Genomic DNA, 19158 nt, shown 5'->3' with positions numbered 1-19158 from the left:
GTAAGGAAAGACTAAGGATAGTCATTTAAGGATGAAAAAGCGGGAAACTAAATTATGCAGGATGCATTAAGCTAGTTAAAGAAATGCGGCTCTTTGAGCCGCATTTTTTATTTTTATCGTCTTGTTAAATGTTAGATATTATTGTGCTAATAAATCAGCATAAAAGTTACTTTTCCCTAATGTAGCTTGACTGCCTTTTAACGAAAAAGAATATCCACATAAAGTAAAATTACTTCTTAAAGCAATATCCTTCAAAATTTTTCGCGTATCTAATGGAGAAAACTCTGCAATATATTCATCAGTATTTTCAACGTAAACCTTTGTTGTTCGATAGCTATTGTCATTATTAAAGCTGATGCTTTTGCAACTATCATCACCTGTGGCTCGACTAATATCCCATAGATTTAATTCGTGAGTACTATCAGCTTGCCAATGTACAATTAAGCCATTAAATGGCGTTGTCATAATTGAAAAATCATCCGGTAAAGTGACTTTATTGGTGCGCTCATTTATTGTAGTTTGTGTAGATTTTTCTTCGACTAGTGATTCTTGTCCTGTCTTAGTCGTTTCTTGATTTTTTGATGAAAATGAGAGGATCAAGCTAGTGAGCATGGCAATGACTATAATCGTTAGTAAGCCTAAAATAACGAATTTACTATTATGATTGTTTAATAACTTTTCTCGAATAAGCTCACCAATATCTTGAGCTGCGTTATTTGCGCTTGCTTTATCTTTGTAATATGAGTCTTCAAAAGATTGTGTCGGGGGATGATTGAAACTCGTAGTGTTTTCGACATTCAAGTGTACATGTTGACTTGTTAATGTTGGCTCTATTCTTTGGTTTCTAATTGTTGTATTTTTTACTGGGGATAAGTTAATAGGACCCGAGTAACCGTAGTTGTATTGGCTATTATTTTGGCTAGGATAGGTTAATAAAATACTAGATAATGCCGCAGGGAAAAGCGTTAACCAGTAGAGTGGCTGATAATTAAAGCTTATGATTATCAAGCCTATAATTGCAAAAGAAATAGCAGGAGTATAAAGCCAGTTTTTCGTCAACCTTGCATCGTTAAGTCGACGTTTAGTTGTGCAGGTTAAAATAATTGTCGATAACATTAAGATTATACAACTGAGAAAAAACGATGTATGAAATACGGCACTGAATACAATAAAAAATAAGTGATTAAAAGCAACAATAAGCGAAAAACGATACCGATTATCGGCACCAACCCAGCAAAATAATGACTGTAAAAAAAACACGAAATCTCCAAGGAAGTAAACTGACTTTACGCTTTCAATAGAAAACGAGATATCTAAACAAAACTTGATTACATAATGGAATAGGGTAATCGTTTTAATGAGAAATGTCAGGGATTATATCGTTAAATTATCCCTGTTTGTCTCATTAAGAAATTAGTAAATTCTTTTGTAAGACATCGTCACTTTTTTTGTAAGATAGATAAAATCGTTTCGTGAGCTATTTTTAGTGGTTGTTATCTAATTTGTTGAATTTTAAGTATAAAAATGTAATTTAAACTTATGTCCAATAATAGCATGAAGGTTATTTTATTTTTACTCACTAAACTATCGCGTTGTAGTTGCTACACTTTATTTTGTCAGGAAGACAATGGTTATGGAAAACCAAGACAAAGATAAGCAATGGATGGTCTTTATCTTTGTATAGCTCGAGAATAGCAATCAATGGAATTGATTTGATAACGGAAAATAAACAAAGGATGTTTTTACCAAACAATGCCGAACAGGATGTTCATTACGGATAAAAGTACATATTTATTATGTATTGTTCAACAGGATGTTGGATCAAGGATATGGCCATTGTTTGAACTAAGGAATAGTTTACCTAAGTAAATGGAATTAAAGCCAGGAAGGCTCAGAGCGAATAAAGGCACAGGAAGTACCTAACCAAAAAGAAAAAGCGACTCTTGTCGCTTTTTCTTTTTGTGAATTTAATTTTAACAAAATCAACAAGCTGTTTGGTTTAGCTCCCGTTACTAGATACGATAAGCCGGTATTTCAATATTTAGTAATTTGTAATTTTCTAAAGACACTTTTCCCGTGTACATTGATTCACCGTCACCACTAAATTCAAACTCAAAAATACTGAGCCAATAAATGCCTAATCGTTTACTAAAACGTAAACGACTTGATTTTCTCGCAATACTTAAATATTGCAACTTTTCTTTTTGACAGTATTTATTAATATGTAAACGGGCAAATTCAGCGACTTTTCTTAAATAAATGAAGTACCAAAAGGCCAAACATACTGCTAATAATATATAAATATTTTCCATTGGTTTTAACCTTGTGCTGTAAACAGTTGGCCAATCGCAACTGAAAGCGTTTCACTACGTTCTGTGCTTCTCATACATTGAAACAAAATAGGACGAATAGTAGGTATCGCAACTAAGTCTTTAAAAATAGCGGTAAACAATTCGAAATCCTGTTTAGCAGCTAAGTGCTCTAAAAATAGCATAATACGTTTATCATTGTTTAACGTTGCCCAACACCTACCTGAGATGCAAATTAATAAATCAGTGTCTAATTGTTCTTTATTTAACAAATTAAGAAAATAGTTATCTACTAACGTATGTTCAGTGGATGAAGCTAAGCTACGCAATAACATTTGTTGTTTATCGAGGTTATCCGAAGGAGTCTTTGATAGTAAGTGAAGTAAAGATTCAATAATACATAAGGATAATGTTTTATTTTCTAAGGCGCCACATAATGGACTCAATACTTCAAACGGAAGATCAGCTAATGAATTTGCGATTAATTCATCATGCTCTTTATCGCCAATTCTTGCGACAAAATCCGTGATACCTTGTACACCAATAGTTCGCCATTGCTGCCAGTTTTTATCGGTTAAATAACGTTGAAAACTTTGATAATGTTGACTGGGTGGCGATTTCAAATCGAATGAAATTAAACTATTTAACATAGCTAATTTATATTGTGAAGGAGTAAATATATAAGGATTGCTCTTTAATAATTCTTCCTGCTTTTCGGTGGGATCTACTGATAAATCCGCGCCGAGTGCTTCAGCAATAATTGCAACAAAGTGATTTCTTGCCCCTTGGTTTAATAAACCCCTCTCATCTAATGGTAATTTCACAAACCATAAAAAGGGTTGTGGAGATTGTTTTTGCCAAAATGTAATAGCTAAATGTGCATGACCTTTAAAAGGAGAAGGATAGGGAAGTTGATTTAGCTCTACTTTATTGAATGTTTCTTTTGATAGTTTATCAATTTTTCTTCCTAGATCGTAAACACGAAATTGGCAGTTAGAAAGCGTCAAAAGTTCGGAAATAGAAGCAATGGTCGTCATAAGTAAATTAACTATCGAATAATGGCGGCATTATAGAGATAATAGAAACTAAACTCCATCACCGTAAGAAAAAATTGTCCGCTATTATTACTGAAAAGCCAGAGTTAACTATTCTTTATCAAGATGAATATCTAGTCGCAATCGATAAACCTCCTGGACTTTTTGTTCATCGCAGTTTTATGGATAAAGACGAGATATATTTCGCCTTACAGTTAGTGCGTGACATGGTTGGTCAATATGTTTACCCCTTGCATCGACTAGATAGACCTACGTCCGGTGTTTTGTTATTTGCTTTAACCGAAGAAGTCGCTCGAATTATGGGACAAGCCTTTACAGATAAAACCATTCAAAAAACTTATTTTGCATTAACGAGGGGACACTTATTTGGTGAGGATACCCTTGACTATCCCTTAAAAGAAAAGCTAGATAAATTAGGTGATAAAAATGTGAATCCAAATAAAGAGGCGCAAAGTGCTATTACTCAATATCAAGCCGTTGCTCATGCAGTATTGCCAATACCATTAGGGCGATATGATAGTGTTCGATATAGTTTGCTGAAATTATTACCCGAAACCGGAAGAAGACATCAAATTCGCCGACATTTAGCACATTTGCGTCATCCTATTATTGGCGATATAAATTATGGCGATAACAAACAAAACCCATTTTTCAGTCAGTATTTCGGATTTAAACGATTAATGCTAATTGCCAAATCGTTATCGTTTGCACATCCCATTCATCAAAATCTGCTGACTATTACTTGTCAATTTGACCAACAATGGCAAGGTGTTTTTGAGCAATTATCATGGAAGCTTGCAGACATTGAAATGTCAGTTTGATTTATTAGTTCATCTTAAATGGTTTAATAAGGACCACTCATACGAATGGCATTAATATCTTCAGCGATCAAATGGCTATAAATAGAGGTTGGTTGCTGACGAGAAGGTTGTTCGGCTTTGTTGCCTGTTATCATCACAGCATTAACAAAAACGGGCGCTAATTGCTGTTGATATTTATCTTGTACTTGTGCAAAAGCTAGCATTAGTTTTTGATCTTCTGTCACCGGTCTATTTAATAATGACATCATCAAATAATGATCAGAGATTAACGGTTTTTTTTCAATGGCTTGGTATTGTACCGTTTTCGTACTGCTACAACCGATAGCAGTAAATAGTACAGAAAATAGTATTAAGTAAGTTAGTTTTTTCATATAGCACGCGATTATTTGTTCATGTCATTACTGACATCGCAAGCGGTATGCCAAAATAAAAATAAAGCAAAATTTATGTCTTGTTTAAATGCTAGCTATCTGAAAAATAAATGAAATTAATTAGGTGCGTTTGATTCAACTTTCATTTTAACTACGGTAATTTAGTCGGATGTTGAAGTTGATTTTACAAGTGTCAAAAAAATAACGCTAGCACGACACTAGCGTTATGTTGACCAGAGTATGGTTGTGATTATTCTTCAGAAACTGATCGAAGTAATGCGTTTATGCCAACTTTAGCACGTGTCTTGGCATCTACTTTTTTAACGATAATCGCGGCATATAAACTATATGTACCACACTTACTAGGAAGATTTCCCGGTACAACTACTGAGCCTGCTGGAACTCTTCCGTAGTGAACTTCACCGGTTTCACGATCAAAAATGCGCGTGCTTTGACCGATATACACGCCCATAGAGATCACGGCACCTTCTTCTACTACTACACCTTCAACGATTTCAGAACGAGCGCCAATAAAACAATTATCTTCGATAATAGTAGGACCTGCTTGTAAAGGCTCTAAAACACCACCGATCCCAACACCACCTGATAAATGGACGTTTTTACCTATTTGTGCACAAGAGCCAACCGTTGCCCATCCGTCAACCATACAACCTTCATCAACATAAGCACCTATATTGACAAAGCTTGGCATAACAACAACATTCTTACCAATATAGCTACCGGTTCGTACAGAAGCTCCAGGTACAACTCTTACGCCATCTGCTTCGAACATTTCTTGTGTATAGTCGCTATATTTCATTGGAACTTTGTCAAAAAAGGTACTTTCAGCCCCATCAATTACTTCGTTATCCCATATACGAAATGAAAGTAATACCGCCTTTTTAAGCCATTGATGCACAACCCATTCGCCAGCAATTTTTTCAGCGACACGGGCTGAGCCATCATTTAATGCAGCAAGGGCATCAAGTACAGCGTTTTTTACTTCTGTGGTGACGGTGGCCGGGCTTATATTCATACGATCATCAAACGCTTGTTCAATGATTTTTTGTAGTTCTGACATATTTCTTCCTAAATAGCTTTAAAAATAAATGGTTACATAGCTGTGTCGTCGCACAACTTGGTGGATAATTCTTGCTGTTCTTTAGCGGTTAATGCTTTTTCATCCAAAGTTGAAACAATAAACATATCTTCTACTTTTTCGCCAAACGTGGTTATTTTGGCGGAATGGATATGTAATTTACATTCTTGGAACACATTGGCAAATTGTGCTAACAGTCCTGGTCTATCTAACGAGGTAATTTCCAATAACGTATTTTTCTTCGACTTGGTTTCGATAAAGCTAACTTGCGTTGGCACATGAAATTGTTTAAGTCGATTTGAAATAGGTTTAAATTTAATATCGGCAGTTTTACTTTCTAGCACTTCTGTAAGTGATCCTGCTAATTCTAACGCGCGATATTTATCATCGATAGCGTTTCCTTGCTGATCTAAAATAACAAAAGTATTGGCAGTATAGCCTGTTTTACTGCTGATAATTTTTGCATCATGAATAGAAAAACATTTTGAACCGAGTAATGAAACAATTTTAACAAAAATATTTGCTTTATCTTTAGTGTAAACAAAGACTTCGGTTCCTCCTCGATAAGGATACGGGCTTATTAACACTAAAGGCTCATCTTTATTGTGTTTCAGGATGTGCTCGGTATGCCAAACAATTTGTTCTGGTGCATAGCGTAAAAAGTAATCCGCTTTAAATTCTGACCAAAGAGTTTTTATTTCCGTTTGGTTAATATTTTTCTCGATTAATAAGTTGATGGCTTGTTGTTGGTTTTCTCGTATTTTTGCTCGTAAATCAACCGGCTTTTCTAAGCCTCGTCTAAAGGCACGTTTAGTGCTGTTATATAACTCTTCTAATAAGTTTTCTTTCCAGCTATTCCATAAACTTTCATTGGTTGCGCGCATATCTGCAACGGTTAAGCAATATAGGTAATCAAGATGTGCTTCATCTCTAACGATATTGGCAAATTTAGCAATAACTTCTGGATCAGAAATATCTCTTCGTTGAGCCGTTACCGACATCAACAAATGATGCTTAACCAACCAAGAAATCATTCGGCCATCGTGATCACTTAATTTATGTTCTTTACTAAATTCTAAAGCATCAATGGCCCCTAAATCGGCGTGACTACCCCCTCGACCTTTCGCGATATCATGAAAAATTCCAGCTAAAAATAATAATTCAGGCTTTCTGATCCTTTGAACAATTTTACTACACAGTGGAAATTCATCATTGTACTCTTTCTGATTAAATCGATAGAGGTTTTTGATCAACCGATAGCTATGTTCGTCAACTGAATAGGCATGAAAGAGGTCAAACTGCATTTGTCCGGCGATGTTTCTCCAGGCAGGTAAATACGCTCCTAAGATTGAATGACGGTGCATTAAGGTAAACGGTAAACCTAACCCTCTGGGATGTTTGATGATTTCTAAAAATAATTGACGACAACGTTCATAATCCATCATTCCTGAAACTAAGCGTCGTCTTGCATTCCTCATTAAACGTAAAGTATTCGGGTGTAAATCGGTAATTTCTTCGTGTTTAGCAATCAACAAAAACATTTCCATGATCTTCGTTGAACGCATAAAGGTGCGATGGTTGGTTACTTTTATTTGTCCGTCGAGAATAATAAAATCATCATTTATAACCGTCGTTTTATCATGTACTTTATTTTGAATAATGGCATATTCAAAATACTGTAATAACATTTTATTTAATTCGGCGACACGACCAATAATACGGAAAAAGCGTTTCATCATTCGCTCAACCGCTATCTTTCCCTCTGCACCAAAGCCCATCATATCTGCTACATCTGCTTGGTAATCAAATAACAATCGATTTTCGCTTCGGCCAGCAATAAAATGCAACGCGCCACGCATACGCCATAAATAATCCTGACACTCTAATAATTCAAAGTATTCATTTTGTGTTAGATATTTATGTTGCACTAACTCCTCTAATGAATCTGCTTTAAAGTGGCGTTTTGCAACCCAGCCAATAGTTTGTATATCTCTTAAGCCACCAGGGTTAGCTTTTAGGTTAGGCTCTAATGTATAGGCGGCACCATTATATTGTTTATGACGTTCTAGTTGTTCTTCTCGTTTTGCTACAAAGAACTTTTTCGAAGTCCAAAACACATCTTCATTTAACAAGGGTTGTAAATGTTGGGTTAACGCTTCATTACCGCAAACTTGACGCATTTCCATTAAATTGGTGGCAATCGTGACATCATTAACGGCTTGTTTAAGACACTCTTTGATACTACGAACACTATGGCCAATATCGAGTTTTACATCCCAAAGCTGTGTAATAAATGCCGATATTTTTTCTTCAAGCTCTGGCTCTAAAATTTCTTGCGTGAGTAATAATATGTCTACATCTGAACAAGGATGAAGCTCGCCTCGTCCATAACCACCAACGGCAATTAGACTAATTTGGTATTCATCTAAATTATGTTGACACCATAATTTTGTAAGCACCTGATCGACAAATTCTACACGCGCATTTAAAATATTTGTGATGTCATCAATAATAAATTGCTCTTTTTGCCATTGATGAAAGGCATCGTTTAGCTGACAAATCTCCTTTGATGACATTTGTGGAGCACTGATAGAAAGTGATTCAATAAACTCTAGTGGTACTAATGATTGAGTATGCAATGTCAGATATTCTCTTTGCTAAACAAATAAAAAGCCTGAAATGGCCAGACTGATAATGTGATTTTAATTATGTAAAATTCTACTAATAGTATCGTCTTTTCGTAATGTTAAGATTTCACAACCTGTTCTTGTCACTACGATAGTGTGCTCCCACTGTGCAGATTTTTTGCCATCAATCGTGTAAACCGTCCAGTTATCTTCTTTATCAAGGACAGTGTTTGCGCGGCCAAGATTGATCATAGGTTCAATGGTAAAGCACATGCCTTCTTGCATTTTTGTTTTGTCATTGTTTTTATAATGAACGATTTGTGGATCTTCATGAAACTCAGTACCAATACCATGACCACAATACTCTTTGACAATAGAATAGCGACCAGACTTTTTGATGAATTTTTGAATGGCAGCGCCAATTTCACCAAATGTATTACCCGGTTTGACTTTCTTTAATCCCACATAAAGTGCTTCTTGGGTAATACGACATAATCGATTGTCCTCAGCAGATACATCGCCAATTAAAAACATTTTACTGGTATCACCATGAAAGCCATCTTTGATGACTGTAATATCAATATTTATAATGTCGCCATCTGCAAGGGGAATGTCATTAGGGATCCCGTGGCACACAACATGATTCACAGAAGTACAAATAGATTTAGGAAAACCGTGATAATTTAATGGGGCAGAAATCGCATCTTGTACCTTTTCGGTATATTCGGCGCAAATGGTATTTAGTTCATCCGTTGTAATGCCAGCTTTAACATGTGGTTCTATCATTTCTAACACATCCGCTGCTAATTTTCCGGCAACACGCATTTTAGCAATTTCTTCCTGGTTTTTTATAACGATGGTCATTTATACCTCAAAAGGGATCGTTTCATGTTTATATGAATAAAGGTTAATTTTACCTGTTTTTTGTGGGGATAGACAATGGCGTTCGGTGTTGTTTTATCCAATATCTTCATATTTTCTGCGAATAAGCTTTAACAAAATAAAAATATAGCGCGTTAAACAGTATTGATTTCGTAAAATTACAAAATCAATACTGAAAACCAGTCCCTTTTAGTCTTTTTAGCGTATTGTTAACTTTTATTTCTAAGGGTTAATGCAACTTTTTCCACGTCATCTAAAACGCGTAATAAATTACCTCCCCATAGTTTTTCAATCTGTTGTTCAGTGTAACCTCTTTTCACTAATTCAAGTGTTACATTGAAAGTTTCAGACGCATCATTCCAACCAAGAACACCGCCACCGCCATCAAAATCGGAACTAATACCGACATGTTCAATACCAATAAGGTTGACCATATAATCAATGTGATCAACAAAATCACTCACATTCACTTGTTGAATCTTTTTGCTTATTTTTGCTATTTCAGGTTCACCTAACTGACTTATTTTGTCATAAAAATCCCAATATTTATCTAAATCGTCAGCCGACAGTGCTTTACGTTGTGCGCGAGTTAAAATGCTTTTACCTTCTTTTTCGGCTATTTTTTGTAATATTTTGGTTTTAGCAGCAGCGAATACTTTTGATTTTTCACCATTTAAATACGATCTAAAGGCAACCGTTTGCACAACTCCACCATTTTCTTTTAGCAACATTAACTCTTCATCGTCTAGGTTTCTGCTATGATCATACATTGCTCTACTTGCCGAATGAGAAGCAATGACAGGGGCTTTTGATAATTTCATCATTTCAATATTGGCAGCTTTAGATGGATGTGAAATATCAATCATGATCCCCCATTTATTCATTTCTTTGATCACTTCTCGACCTAAATCACTTAAGCCATTGTGTAACCATTCTTGCTTCGCATCACCAGTATTTGAATCACTCAGTTGGCTATGACCATTATGAGCTAACGACATATATCGTGCGCCTAAGTCATAGAATTTTTTGACATTATTGATATCAGTCCCAATAGGGTAGCCATTTTCAACACCGATCATCGCAACTTTTTTACCACTTTTTAAAATGCGGCGAACATCATTTGACGTTAAAGCTAGCGCTATTTTATCGGGGGCAATTTCATTGGTTAGGCGATGGATAGAAGCAAATTTTTCTAGCGCCTTTTGATGAGCTGCTTGATAACCTTCAGGCGTAAGTTCGCCTTGTCCGGTGTAAACAATTAACCAAGATACATCTAAGCCACCTTCTTGCATCTTAGGCAAATTCACTTGGCTTTTTAAACGCATAGTATAATTTTTATCTTTAGAAAAATTTGCATTACTAAAGTCATTATGAGTATCTAAAACAATAACTTTGTCGTGAATAACTCTCGCTCGTTCTGCTAATGATAAGGTTGGGGAGGTAGAATTACATCCTGCTAGAATTATCGCCGTGATGGCAAGTACCGTGTTCTTTAATGTCATTATGTTGTTCTTTATTTACTATTTAAGAGTAGTGCTAAGCATAAATTGTTTTACCAGCAAATAAAGTAAATTGCGATGAAATACTATTTAATACGGCTAAGTTTAAAGGCGTAAATTCTTTTCCTACGTCTAAGCACTATTATCGCTAGGATCACTTCTCTGTTAGAATGATGAACAATAAATAAATTTGATGAATAAAAGATAATGAACAGAAAAAAGAAAATCAATAATGCCTTAAAAAGTAAATTGAAAAAAGCCAATGCAAAATTACATAAAAGTAATAAACCTCGTTATATTTCAAAGGCTGAACGAGCAGCGATGGCAGAGGCTGAAGCGTTAGAAAAAGACGTTTAAATTTAGCTTGACGGTATGTTGTGTATTTGACTAAAAACTGATCGTTTAAACGAATTATGTCTGAATTTAATGTTTTAATTAAACTGATAATCACCTAACTCATTGATATTTATCTTCTTTAATCTTTGGTTCGTAAATTGCTTGTTTACCCCGTAAAAGATAGCTGGCCAGAAAAAGGAAATACTTATGCCTGTTGCAATAGAAGACAGACCGATTGAAACTGTTCGTGAAGAAGTCATTGATCAACTGATTATGAATTATAGCCATGGAAAGCTATCTTATGAAGCATTTGAGCGTCGTTTAGATACTGCAATGGCAAGTCAAAATCACAAAGAAATAGCGGCATTAGCTGAAGATTTAGACTTAAATGTAGACAAAGAATACCAAGATAAAAAACAGCGCGACTTTTACGCAAATGTTGCACCGAGTGAACATGAAAATACTGAATATTTGGTAAATATTTTTGGTGGTAGCGATCGTAGCGGTGCGTGGACAGTGCCGAAAGAATTACGTTCGCTCAGTATTTTTGGAGGAAGTAACATCGACTTTAGTGAGTCTAAATTCTCGCAAAAAGTAACAAGGATAAAAGTACTCTGTATCTTTGGTGGCGATAATATTTATGTACCTGAATACGTAAATGTTGTCTCAAAAGCATTTTGTGTGTTTGGTGGTGTAAATAATAAAGCGCCTTCAATTGCTGATAGAAATGCCCCTTGTATTCTTATAGAGGGCTTTTGCCTTTTTGGGGGGATAAACATTAAGTTAAAACGCACCATCAAAGAAAAGTTTGTCGCTTTTGCCGATAGTATGAAAAGTATGTTCCATTAGATTTAACGAGTTTACTTGGGTTTTATCTACTGTAATGAATCGCAGATAAAACCCATTTAGTCTCGCTTTCTGATGTTAAAACATTTTGTGTTGTTGAAGTCGAGCAAGTAAAACCGTAGCAAATAAAGCCGTATATATACCATAAACAACAATCATCCATTGTGGCATGCTATAGCCTAAAAATTGCCAATCAATATTTCCACAATCTCCCGTCGCGGCAAAAAGTGCTGGCAGCCATTCGTGAAGAGGTGCCCAACTGGGGAAGTTTGGTACAAATTCACAGCTGAATAAAAATGACATTGTTGCGCTTTGCATTTCTACATGCTCTAAAGCTATTAATAATCCCCAAATAGCACCTGTCCCCCAAAGTGTATAAGCGATCAAACGACCAAAAATGTATTGGTGTGAGAAACTACCAATAACTCCAGCAAAAAAGATCGCCCAAATAGCAACACGTTGATAAATGCACATAATGCAAGGCTTTAATTCCAAAAGATATTGAAAGCATAAAGCGGTAATTTCAAAAACAAGCGCACTGATTGCCAGTAATTGCCAGGCTTTTTTATTAGAGATCAAGTTACTTAAAAATTGCACAGAAAGTCCTAAAGAAAATTTAGCTGAAATTCAGTTTCTTAATTCACTTACATGAAACAGAATTCAGGTGATAGATTATTTTTATCATAAGAGTATAAAACGACTGAAAAAATTTCACTATTGCTTTTACTATAAAATGTAAACATTCATGTGTGAATAAATTTACAAGTAGTACATTTATTTTTAAAGGTCAAAAAAACGCCTAATGAAAAAACATCAGGCGTTTATCAGTTTAATGATTAAAATCGAGAATATTAATGACCACTTTTAACGGGGCCTATCTCATCAGCACTGTGGTGGTTGATTATGCCAGATTCATAATAATCCTCTGTCTTTTCTTCAAGAAAGCCTGATGAAATCATCAATAAGCCGACAATGGTTAAAACAATCGTATAAGGGAAAGCCATAATCACCATTCGTCCGTACGATAATCTTACTAACGGAGCCAATGCCGAAGTTAATAAGAATAAGAAAGCAGCTTGGCCGTTAGGAGTAGCAACACTTGGTAAGTTAGTACCTGTGTTAATTGCAACCGCTAGTAAATCAAACTGATCTCTGGTAATAGTACCAGCGACTAAGGCTTTTTGAATTTCAGTTATATATACGGTACCAACAAAAACATTATCACTGACCATAGACAATAATCCGTTAGCTAAATAAAACATCACTAACTGCATATTACCTTCATAAGTTAATACCCAAGTAATGACAGGAGTAAAAAGTTGTTGATCAATGATCACCGCGACAACGGCAAAGAAAACGGCTAATAAAGCTGTAAAAGGCAAGGCTTCTTCAAAAGCATGACCTATCTGATGTTCTTCAGTAATCCCGGTAAAAGTTGTTGCTAAAATAATTACCGATAAACCAATTAAACCAACGGGAGCTAAATGAAGGGCTAAACCTATGATTAACCAAATGGCAATCACACCTTGCATTACGAGTTTAATGTTATCGCTTTTGGTACGTTTTTCACTTTCGGCGATATCAAAATCATTTAAAATTTGATGAACATTTGAAGGTAAGGTGACTCCATAACCAAACCATTTTAATTTCTCTAATAAAACACAAGTGATCATACCGAAAACAAAAACTGGTGCAGTAACAGGCGACATACGTATCGCAAATTCAACAAATTCCCAACCGGCTTGTTGACCAATAATTAAATTTTGTGGTTCACCCACTATGGTACAAACCCCACCAAGTGCAGTACCAACACCAGCATGCATTAATAAATTACGTAAATAACCACGAAATTGTTGTAGATCGTCACGGGAGTAGTCTGTTACTTCATGATCTGACGTGTGGTCATGGGCAATATGGTTATCTTTACCTGAAGCAACCTTATGATATACCGAGTAAAAACCAATCGCGACACTGATTATCACAGCGATAACTGTCAAGGCGTCTAAAAATGCTGACAGAAAAGCACCTGAAAAACAAAACAAAAATGAAACTAACGTTTTAGACCGAACTTTCGTGACTATTTTCGTAAACAAGAACAGTAATAAGTTTTTCATAAAGTAAATACCTGCCACCATAAAAATAAGCAGTAAAATTACTTCAAAATTCACGATCATTTCGTGCATCACTTGAGAGGGGGTTGTCATACCCATAGCAACCGCTTCAATGGCAAGTAGACCACCCGGTTGTAGTGGATAACACTTTAAAGCCATCGCGAGAGTAAAAATAAATTCAATTACCAACGCCCAACCTGCGACATAGGGGTTGATAAAGAAAAATAAAATTGGATTGATAATTAAAAAAGCAATAATGGCTAATTTATACCACTCAGGCGAGTTTCCGAGGAAGTTCTTATAAAAAGCACTCATAGATGATTGTTGCATATTGACCCTTTTAAATAGGTTAAACAAACGGCTAACTAGCGTTAATTGTTTGTAGTTATTATTAATTATTAGACACTTTCAGTAGTTTAAGCATTAATCCTTAGCTTGTAAAATAGAATCATCTTAACTTTAAAATAACTTTCTTGTACCAAAAAATTCTTCTGGTACAATCAGTTTCATTAATCTTTTAGAAGTTGCGTGGAGCCTTATGGTTATTAAAGCACACAGTCCTGCAGGGTTTGCGGAACAGTACATTGTCGAATCAATTTGGAATGGAGGATTTCCTCCTGGCTCAATACTTCCTGCAGAGAGAGAGCTGTCGGAACTCATTGGGGTCACAAGAACGACATTACGTGAAGTATTACAACGATTAGCGCGCGATGGTTGGTTGACGATAAAACATGGTAAGCCAACAAAAGTGAATAACTTTTGGGAAACATCGAGCTTAAATATTCTAGAAACATTAGCTCAACTTGATCAAGAAGGTATCCCTGATTTAGTCGATAATTTAATGTCAGCACGTACCAATATTAGTGCGATTTATGTTCGTGGTGCGATTAAAAATAATCCTGAACAAGCAATTAAACTATTAAAAGAATATGAAACGATAGAAGATAACGGCGAAGCTTTTGCTGAATTTGATTATCGTTTAAATAAAGAACTAGTTGTAGCTTCAGGAAACTCGATTTATTTATTAATTTTAAATGGTTTTAGAGGACTCTATTCTCGTTTAGGTAGTTTGTATTTTGCCCATCCAATGGGCCGTGAAATTACTCGCCGCTATTATGAAAAACTTATTGAACTTGCCAACGAAGGTAAACATGATGAGTCTGTTTATACTGTTCGTAAATATGGTATTGAGTCAGGGAAGTTGTGGTCAGAACTTAAAGATGATGTATTAAAAGAGTTGGCAGAATAGTCCCCTTTAAATAACTTAATTGTTAATATTGAACCAAAGGCTGCTGTTATAGGTGCAGCCTGCTATTTCTCTATTGATGAATCACCGCAAACGCTAGCTCATCTTATCCTCATTTATTTAATCGATTTAATCAATCATGCGCTTATTAAAATCAACCATTCATCCTGATATCCAAAATTTAACCAACAAGCAATTTACTCGAAAAGCGGCCCGTGCGATCGTTTTAAAAGGTGAAGAAATTCTGCTTTTGTACACTAAACGTTATCATGATTATAGTTTACCTGGCGGTGGGGTTAATGACGGTGAAAGTATTATTGACGGACTTATTCGCGAATTAAATGAAGAAACAGGTGCACATAATATTCAAAACATTCAAGACTTTGGTGTCTATGAAGAATACCTACCTTGGTATAAAGATGACTTTAATATTGTGCATATGCTGTCGTATTGTTTTACATGTACCATTGATGAAAAATTACATGATACGTCATTAGAAGTTCATGAAATTAATAATGGAATGCGTCCTGTCTGGATTAATATTCACGAGGCGATTAAACATAATGAGCACACCATTGTACACAGTGACAAAAAAGGACTTTCTATTGAAAGAGAAACCTTTTTACTTAAATTAATTGTGGCAGAGTGTCTGGTGAATGCGAATCAAGAAAAAAGCGCATAAAAATTAATTTATGCGCTTATTAGCAAAATTTAACTCACTGTGAGAGAAGCGGTTAGGCTATTTTCAAATAGTTTTTGATGATTTCAGCCCCATTATCAGCTTGAATCGGTTTAAAGATAAATCCTGAAACGCCAATTTGCTGGCATTCATCAACTAAACCTTTGTCGGTAACCGAAGACAACATAACAACAGGTACTTCAGAGCCAATGGCTCGAATAGTTTTTAAAGCCTCATTACCGTTCATATTTGTCATAACAACATCCATAAACATAAAATCAGGGTTTTCATTCTTAACGGCTTCAACGGCGGTAAGTCCATCGTCCGCTTCAATAACATTGTTATAACCTAAACCTGCAAGGAAACGTTTTAACGCTTTTCTAATCATAGCGCTGTCATCAACGAGTAATACTTTACTCTCTAAAGGTAATGGTTTGGTATGAGGGTTAGAAATGCCAGTACTTTGCTCACGTTCAACATTAGTGGTTTGAAAATTAACATTACGAACAAGTAAATTAAAATAATACCTTCCCACGCCTTCAACGCTAATTGGCACAGTTACAATTTCTTTTACCCCTTCCAAGTATTTTTCCATGTCATTAAAGTTATGGATAAAATATGGACTTGAAAAGTCAAACTTTAGGTTGTTTCTACTAAGTAAGTCTGTAGCTCGGCCCACAATTGTATTTCCCCATTCAGCTAGAGCATTACTCAGTTCTTCATTAATCTCTTGATAATCATACTTTTCGTCGAACATATTTTGACAAACTGAATTTCCGATTGCGACGGCTGTTTCAGGGTAATGATGCATCATTATAACCCCATCTAAACAACCGGTAATGTTTGAACAAACGGCATAACCTTTAAAACGAAAATCTTCAACTTTATCCAAAAATGTTTCGCCAGCACTACCTGATAAACTGGTCATCGACTTTAAGCTGGCGATAGATTCGTTAATGAACGGGTGTAATGTAACTTTGTAAATAGTATTAATTGACATGAATTACCTTCAATTTTTATTGTTATTAAGTGAATAAGCTACTAGAGCACATTAGTTTTTGCAAGGCAGTTGCTTATATTTTAAAGACTTAGCATGATTCGTTTTAATTTTATTAACCCTTGTTCGATTTTCTCTTCACTTTGGCCACTAAAACCTAACCGAAGATATTTATTGAGATTATTGCGTGCAGATAAATGAAAAGCATTTTCAGCCAATATATAAATGTCTTGTTGTTGTGCTTTTAATGCTATTTTTTCTGCATTAAAGCCTACATCAACCCATAGCGCCATGCCGCCAGGCGGTGTATTAAAATGGATGTTCATTCCTTGATTTTTAAATTCATTAAGCATGTGTACCATACATTCACGTCTTTTCTGATAAACTCTGGTGACCTTTCTTAAATGGCGTTCAAATGCACCTTCTTTCATCCATCTGGCGACTGCATCTTGCATTAAGATATTCGTTTTATGATTGATAAGCGTACGGTAATTAATTAAATGACTGGCCAATGACTTATCAACTGCCATAATGCCTAACCGTACAGCTGGAAACATTAGTTTTGAAAAACTAGAGATATAGATTACTAAGCCAGCAGGGTCATTTGCGGCTATAGGAGCTAGTGGCTGGGTGTCGTAGTGAAATTCATGATCATAATCATCTTCTATAATCGCAAAGTTATATTGCTGAGCTAACCGATAAATTTTCATTCGTTCACTTACAGGTAAAGTTGTGGTTGTTGGGTATTGATGAAGTGGAGTTAAGTATAAAAGTTTGATGCTATGTATTTTCAGTATGCTTTCTAAATGGTCAACATCTATTCCTTGATTGGTTTGTTTTATTCCTATTAATTCTGCGCCAGTGTTTTCAAATGTATTCCAAGCAGGGCGATAGCCTAAGCTTTCTACTGCCACTTTATCTCCTTTAGTTAATAACACTTGAGAAAGAATATACAGCGCTTCTTGCGTACCATTGACAACAATGATCTCTTTATCATTGATTGATCGCACACGACGTAAATAAGTTGAAACCTCCTTGATAAAAGGTGGGTAACCTGCGTTATCACCATAATTTAAATCTTTTATTGCGGGACGGTTTAATGCCGTATTCATAGATGAGCGAAAATCATTAAAAGGAAAAAGTGATATATCTGGGTTGCCGCCGGCAAAATTAAACTTATATTGGCTAGCGGATTTTTTCTGCGCAGTGTTATTTTTTTTAATAATTTGCCAGTTATGTGACACCGTTTCATGTGAAGAAGAGTGTTTCTTATGACTCGCTTGGATAATCGGTAAGTTTTTAGTGACGCGATACCCTTTTCGTAATTTAGACTCTACCCAACCTTGTGCAATTAATTCACGATAAGCAGCCATAATCGTATGGCGATTTACTTGTAGTTGCTCCGCGAGTTTTCTCGCTGAAGGCAACAACTCGCAAGGGGTAACAAGTCCTTGTTCAATTGCCTTTCTAATGGCATCGGCAATATTCAAATAGTATTTTGAATGGTTATTCTCTAAGACTAAGTTTAATGGAATCACTGGTATAGTTAATATAAGTAATCTGGTTGTTTTATTTATACCACAAATAAAGATAATAACGATATCTAAGTGAGGAGATAACAATGACAATACGTGAAAATTTTAGCCCTAAACCAACTATATTGTCGACGAATAAAGTAGAACTGCGTCCTTTAAGCGTTGATCATCTTACTAGCTTTTATCAAGCTGGCGCCTTTCCTGAAATTTGGCGTTGGTCATTACCTGATAAATGTGCTTCTTTGCAGGTCGCAAAAAAGTGGTTAACGTACTCCGAAGTAATGATGAAAAAAGGTGAGCATATTGCCTATGCTATTTTTGATAAAGCAAGTGGTGAGTTGGTTGGTAGTACACGATTTTGTTCAATAAAACCCGAAGATAGAAATATTGAGATTGGCTTCACCTTTATAACGCCAAAATACCAACAAACATATGTTAATACTCATGCAAAATTCTGTTTACTTAAACATGCTTTTGAACAGTTACATGCAATACGTGTTGAATTTAAAACACATGAACACAATGAGAAATCTAGAAGTGCGATTACACGTTTGGGGGCAAAATTTGAAGGTATATTACGTCATCAACGAATATTATCTGATGGTAGTTTTCGTAATACTGCTATTTTCTCAATTATTGACAAAGAATGGCCTAAGGTTAAACAAACTTTAGAAAGTAAAATGATAACGGTAAAAAATAACCTGTAAAATAATGAGTGCACATTTAACATTTTATTTACAATGAT

General features: G+C 35.4%; 18 protein-coding genes. 6 read left to right on the top strand and 12 right to left on the bottom strand.

Annotated features, from left to right (window positions below; translation table 11 throughout):
* Window positions 1-138: 138 nt before the first annotated feature.
* The 3 genes from RM573_RS14865 to RM573_RS14855 all read right to left on the bottom strand — a co-directional run bounded on the left by RM573_RS14865 (window position 139) and on the right by RM573_RS14855 (window position 3346).
* Window positions 139-1260 carry a hypothetical protein gene (locus RM573_RS14865; RefSeq protein WP_311583787.1) on the bottom strand — a complete coding sequence of 374 codons (1122 nt, stop codon included), beginning with the start codon at window positions 1258-1260 and terminating at the stop codon, window positions 139-141.
* Window positions 1261-2012: 752 nt separating this feature from the next.
* Complete coding sequence (locus RM573_RS14860; protein ID WP_311583785.1) at window positions 2013-2312, bottom strand: DUF3301 domain-containing protein; 300 nt, start codon at window positions 2310-2312, stop codon at window positions 2013-2015.
* A 5-nt stretch (window positions 2313-2317) separates the two neighbouring features.
* Entirely contained in the window at window positions 2318-3346 is a 1029-nt protein-coding gene (locus tag RM573_RS14855; RefSeq protein WP_311583783.1) for a DUF3549 family protein, read from the bottom strand.
* A gap of 74 nt (window positions 3347-3420) precedes the next feature.
* Between RM573_RS14855 and truC the strand changes: the two genes are divergently transcribed.
* Window positions 3421-4185, top strand: coding sequence for a tRNA pseudouridine(65) synthase TruC (gene truC, locus RM573_RS14850; protein WP_311583781.1), 765 nt, complete (start codon window positions 3421-3423; stop codon window positions 4183-4185).
* A 23-nt stretch (window positions 4186-4208) separates the two neighbouring features.
* On the opposite strand, the gene RM573_RS14845 is transcribed toward truC, so the two are convergent.
* The 5 genes from RM573_RS14845 to RM573_RS14825 form a co-directional block, all read right to left on the bottom strand.
* Complete coding sequence (locus RM573_RS14845; RefSeq protein ID WP_311583779.1) at window positions 4209-4556, bottom strand: hypothetical protein; 348 nt, start codon at window positions 4554-4556, stop codon at window positions 4209-4211.
* Between the two features lie 250 nt (window positions 4557-4806).
* Window positions 4807-5637, bottom strand: coding sequence for a 2,3,4,5-tetrahydropyridine-2,6-dicarboxylate N-succinyltransferase (dapD, locus tag RM573_RS14840; RefSeq protein ID WP_311583777.1), 831 nt, complete (start codon window positions 5635-5637; stop codon window positions 4807-4809).
* Window positions 5638-5669: 32 nt separating this feature from the next.
* Window positions 5670-8294, bottom strand: coding sequence for a [protein-PII] uridylyltransferase (gene glnD / locus RM573_RS14835; RefSeq protein ID WP_311583775.1), 2625 nt, complete (start codon window positions 8292-8294; stop codon window positions 5670-5672).
* A gap of 63 nt (window positions 8295-8357) precedes the next feature.
* On the bottom strand, window positions 8358-9146 hold the full coding sequence (gene map, locus RM573_RS14830) for a type I methionyl aminopeptidase (RefSeq protein ID WP_311583773.1): 789 nt from the start codon (window positions 9144-9146) through the stop codon (window positions 8358-8360).
* 227 nt (window positions 9147-9373) lie between these two features.
* Entirely contained in the window at window positions 9374-10666 is a 1293-nt protein-coding gene (locus RM573_RS14825; protein WP_311583771.1) for a dipeptidase, read from the bottom strand.
* A 204-nt stretch (window positions 10667-10870) separates the two neighbouring features.
* On the opposite strand from RM573_RS14825, the gene RM573_RS14820 reads away from it, so the two are divergent.
* Window positions 10871-11020 carry a DUF2986 domain-containing protein gene (locus RM573_RS14820; protein WP_311583769.1) on the top strand — a complete coding sequence of 50 codons (150 nt, stop codon included), beginning with the start codon at window positions 10871-10873 and terminating at the stop codon, window positions 11018-11020.
* Window positions 11021-11206: 186 nt separating this feature from the next.
* Window positions 11207-11848, top strand: coding sequence for a DUF1707 domain-containing protein (locus tag RM573_RS14815; protein WP_311583767.1), 642 nt, complete (start codon window positions 11207-11209; stop codon window positions 11846-11848).
* Between the two features lie 75 nt (window positions 11849-11923).
* Here the strand turns inward: RM573_RS14815 and dsbB are convergent, their stop codons facing one another.
* Together dsbB and nhaB are read right to left on the bottom strand one after the other, a co-directional pair.
* Window positions 11924-12442, bottom strand: a complete 519-nt coding sequence (dsbB, locus tag RM573_RS14810) for a disulfide bond formation protein DsbB (protein WP_311583765.1) — start codon at window positions 12440-12442, stop codon at window positions 11924-11926.
* A gap of 254 nt (window positions 12443-12696) precedes the next feature.
* On the bottom strand, window positions 12697-14286 hold the full coding sequence (gene nhaB, locus RM573_RS14805) for a sodium/proton antiporter NhaB (protein WP_311583763.1): 1590 nt from the start codon (window positions 14284-14286) through the stop codon (window positions 12697-12699).
* A 208-nt stretch (window positions 14287-14494) separates the two neighbouring features.
* Here nhaB and fadR point away from each other — a divergent pair, with 208 nt between their 5' ends.
* A complete protein-coding gene (gene fadR, locus RM573_RS14800) occupies window positions 14495-15205 on the top strand; it encodes a fatty acid metabolism transcriptional regulator FadR (RefSeq protein ID WP_311583761.1) in 711 nt (236 codons plus the stop codon).
* A 136-nt stretch (window positions 15206-15341) separates the two neighbouring features.
* Complete coding sequence (locus RM573_RS14795) at window positions 15342-15884, top strand: NUDIX hydrolase (RefSeq protein WP_311583759.1); 543 nt, start codon at window positions 15342-15344, stop codon at window positions 15882-15884.
* 52 nt (window positions 15885-15936) lie between these two features.
* Here RM573_RS14795 and RM573_RS14790 read toward each other — a convergent pair whose 3' ends face one another.
* Window positions 15937-16881, bottom strand: a complete 945-nt coding sequence (locus RM573_RS14790) for a response regulator (protein ID WP_311583757.1) — start codon at window positions 16879-16881, stop codon at window positions 15937-15939.
* Window positions 16882-16961: 80 nt separating this feature from the next.
* Window positions 16962-18416 carry a MocR-like pyridoxine biosynthesis transcription factor PdxR gene (pdxR, locus tag RM573_RS14785; protein WP_311583755.1) on the bottom strand — a complete coding sequence of 485 codons (1455 nt, stop codon included), beginning with the start codon at window positions 18414-18416 and terminating at the stop codon, window positions 16962-16964.
* A gap of 83 nt (window positions 18417-18499) precedes the next feature.
* Between pdxR and RM573_RS14780 the strand changes: the two genes are divergently transcribed.
* The gene (locus RM573_RS14780; RefSeq protein ID WP_311583753.1) at window positions 18500-19120 is read left to right on the top strand and encodes a GNAT family N-acetyltransferase; all 621 of its coding nucleotides are present in this window, start codon (window positions 18500-18502) and stop codon (window positions 19118-19120) included.
* Window positions 19121-19158 lie beyond the last annotated feature (38 nt).

This window comes from Thalassotalea castellviae, assembly GCF_031846185.1.
Taxonomy (GTDB): Bacteria; Pseudomonadota; Gammaproteobacteria; order Enterobacterales; family Alteromonadaceae; genus Thalassotalea_H; species Thalassotalea_H castellviae.
This window is presented reverse-complemented; position numbering and strand designations above follow the sequence as displayed.

What these genes read in the sequence shown, in the direction of transcription:
- RM573_RS14860 (WP_311583785.1), bottom strand. Translation starts at nt 2,312, where the DNA reads ATGGAAAATATTTATATATTATTAGCAGTATGTTTGGCCTTTTGGTAC.
- RM573_RS14855 (WP_311583783.1), bottom strand. Translation starts at nt 3,346, where the DNA reads ATGACGACCATTGCTTCTATTTCCGAACTTTTGACGCTTTCTAACTGC.
- RM573_RS14845 (WP_311583779.1), bottom strand. Translation starts at nt 4,556, where the DNA reads ATGAAAAAACTAACTTACTTAATACTATTTTCTGTACTATTTACTGCT.
- dapD (WP_311583777.1), bottom strand. Translation starts at nt 5,637, where the DNA reads ATGTCAGAACTACAAAAAATCATTGAACAAGCGTTTGATGATCGTATG.
- map (WP_311583773.1), bottom strand. Translation starts at nt 9,146, where the DNA reads ATGACCATCGTTATAAAAAACCAGGAAGAAATTGCTAAAATGCGTGTT.
- RM573_RS14825 (WP_311583771.1), bottom strand. Translation starts at nt 10,666, where the DNA reads ATGACATTAAAGAACACGGTACTTGCCATCACGGCGATAATTCTAGCA.
- RM573_RS14820 (WP_311583769.1), top strand. Translation starts at nt 10,871, where the DNA reads ATGAACAGAAAAAAGAAAATCAATAATGCCTTAAAAAGTAAATTGAAA.
- RM573_RS14815 (WP_311583767.1), top strand. Translation starts at nt 11,207, where the DNA reads ATGCCTGTTGCAATAGAAGACAGACCGATTGAAACTGTTCGTGAAGAA.
- nhaB (WP_311583763.1), bottom strand. Translation starts at nt 14,286, where the DNA reads ATGCAACAATCATCTATGAGTGCTTTTTATAAGAACTTCCTCGGAAAC.
- fadR (WP_311583761.1), top strand. Translation starts at nt 14,495, where the DNA reads ATGGTTATTAAAGCACACAGTCCTGCAGGGTTTGCGGAACAGTACATT.
- RM573_RS14795 (WP_311583759.1), top strand. Translation starts at nt 15,342, where the DNA reads ATGCGCTTATTAAAATCAACCATTCATCCTGATATCCAAAATTTAACC.
- RM573_RS14790 (WP_311583757.1), bottom strand. Translation starts at nt 16,881, where the DNA reads ATGTCAATTAATACTATTTACAAAGTTACATTACACCCGTTCATTAAC.
- RM573_RS14780 (WP_311583753.1), top strand. Translation starts at nt 18,500, where the DNA reads ATGACAATACGTGAAAATTTTAGCCCTAAACCAACTATATTGTCGACG.